Raw genomic sequence first — 2,005 nt, forward strand, 5'->3', positions numbered from 1 at the left:
AGTAAATCCTCTACGGCCCCGCCCGCATGATCGGTTTCTACATTTTGCAGCCTGTGACCACTGCCCACGTTGTCGTAGCTAAAATATAATCGACGACCATAGCCATCAGTAATTCGTAGCGGTTTTCCATACGTATTACTAAGCGCGTTGGTGTCGTTGGTAAGCACCAGGTTATTGCCTTTGCCATCACTGACGTTAAGCAACTGTCCTTCGCTATTAAACAGATAGCTCAGCTGCTCATAACCGTTAAACACAACAAAGTCTGAACCATTTTCAATCAGTTGCAGTGGGCGCTGACCGTTCCCGCCCTGCTGAGACCAGTTGCCTTTACCGTCGGTGCTGAATTGATATACCTCCGCACGCGGACTAATCACAACAACGATATTGCCTGCCCGGTGAAGCCGCCATTCAAAATTGTGCAGCCAGTTATTCCCGGTGTCTCCGGTTATATCGCCCTTGAGCAATTGCGACCCGTAATAGCGGTTGAAATACAGTGGCAGCGGGCCACCGAGATAAAAATCGTCAACTTCCTGAAAAAAGAATTCGCCGGAAAAGGTGTTTACCGGGTCTAGCGAGGTACCGGAGGAGCTTATTTTTTTCGACTTGGGATCTTTGACAATGATTTTTACGATTTCCGGAAATTCCCGGTTATCTTCCTGACAGGGCAATTCGGCGTTTGGATTGCTTCCCGACGGCGCGTTCTCGCCTACCCAGGTAACTTCCATCGTGGTTTCGCCGACTCCTTGATCAGCCGCCTTGACGCTGATCAGAACTTCCACGCCTTCGGCATCTGCCGGGGTATATCCTTCTACAGTCGCGATTTTGGTGTCCAGCACCCTTCCCTGCACGAAAGCTTTGCAGGTTCCTGCATCCTTCACTGAAACCTGCCTGGTTTGCCCCGGATACAGATCGAGCTGCATTGGCGTAACTTGGTGCGCCGGCACGGTCTGACTAAAGAGAAACACCGCAAGCCCGGCAACCTGAGCTGAGCGGAGACATGCAAAAATCCGTTGATACATGATTGTCACCGTGTTTGTGCTTTTTATTTTGCTGCACACTTGCCCGATGCGATGAACGCCAAATTATTCTCAGGCAAATTAATAATTATCAGAAAATAAATTATAGCGCCAAATGTTGCGGAATTCGTATCAAAACCGGCCCGCTGGGCACCCCAGCCTCACCAAAAGTTAAAGTAATTCCCTGGTATTTAACCTAACCAACGGAAATAAAACCCATTCCAGCACTCACCAAAATAAACCGGGGTCGGAGTGAGATTTTTCTGCTCAGCGCAGCAAAAAAGTCTGCTGCCCCCTGTTTTTGTACCGTGAATTACCGCTATACACCTGAAAAACATGAACATTTCCACGTTTCTGCCGCCAAATGTGAATACTGACAGTTTCCCGATTCTCGATACGTTACCCTGCGCCCATGTTCGACTCACTGTAGTTAAGGAGGAAAACAAATGGACGACCTAGTAAACCTGACCGCCCGCAGCCGCGACGCCATGGCGACTGTGGTGGAGGGTGCCCTCACGTGGCTGGCCACTTCGGGCCTGCAGATTGTGCTGATTCTGATCGGCGCGTGGGTGGCGATGCTGGTTAGCCGCAAACTGTTGAACCGCGTTCACAAAACCATTGCCGGCAAGCATGGGGATATCGAACGGGTAAAACGCGCCGACACGCTAACCGGCATTCTCGGAACGGTGTTGTGGATGCTGCTGTTTCTTGCGGCCGGCATGATGGTACTGAAAGAGATTGGGGTGGATATTGCGCCGATTCTCGCGGTTGCCGGCCTGGGTGGCTTGGCGATTGGTTTTGGTGCCCAGAACCTGGTGCGCGACGTAATCACCGGCTTTTTCCTGCTGGCGGAAGACCAGATTCGCGTTGGCGATATCATTGAAGCGGGCGGCAAATCCGGCGAAGTGATGTCGCTGGGGCTGCGCACAGTGCGTATGCGCGCGCTGGACGGCACACTGCATATTATTCCCAATGGCAACATCACTACC

2 protein-coding genes are annotated in these 2,005 nt (G+C 51.5%); one reads left to right on the plus strand and one right to left on the minus strand.

Annotated features, from left to right (window positions below):
* Positions 1 to 1,019: DUF6531 domain-containing protein (locus ABYP39_RS18280; RefSeq protein WP_372784062.1), on the minus strand; the 1,019-nt coding region annotated here is incomplete at its 3' end.
* Between the two features lie 443 nt (positions 1,020 to 1,462).
* On the opposite strand from ABYP39_RS18280, the gene ABYP39_RS18285 reads away from it, so the two are divergent.
* Positions 1,463 to 2,005: mechanosensitive ion channel family protein (locus tag ABYP39_RS18285; RefSeq protein ID WP_372784063.1), on the plus strand; the 543-nt coding region annotated here is incomplete at its 3' end.

Origin of the sequence: Litorivivens sp. (assembly GCF_041625495.1) — a bacterium.
Taxonomy (GTDB): domain Bacteria; phylum Pseudomonadota; class Gammaproteobacteria; order Pseudomonadales; family Spongiibacteraceae; genus Litorivivens.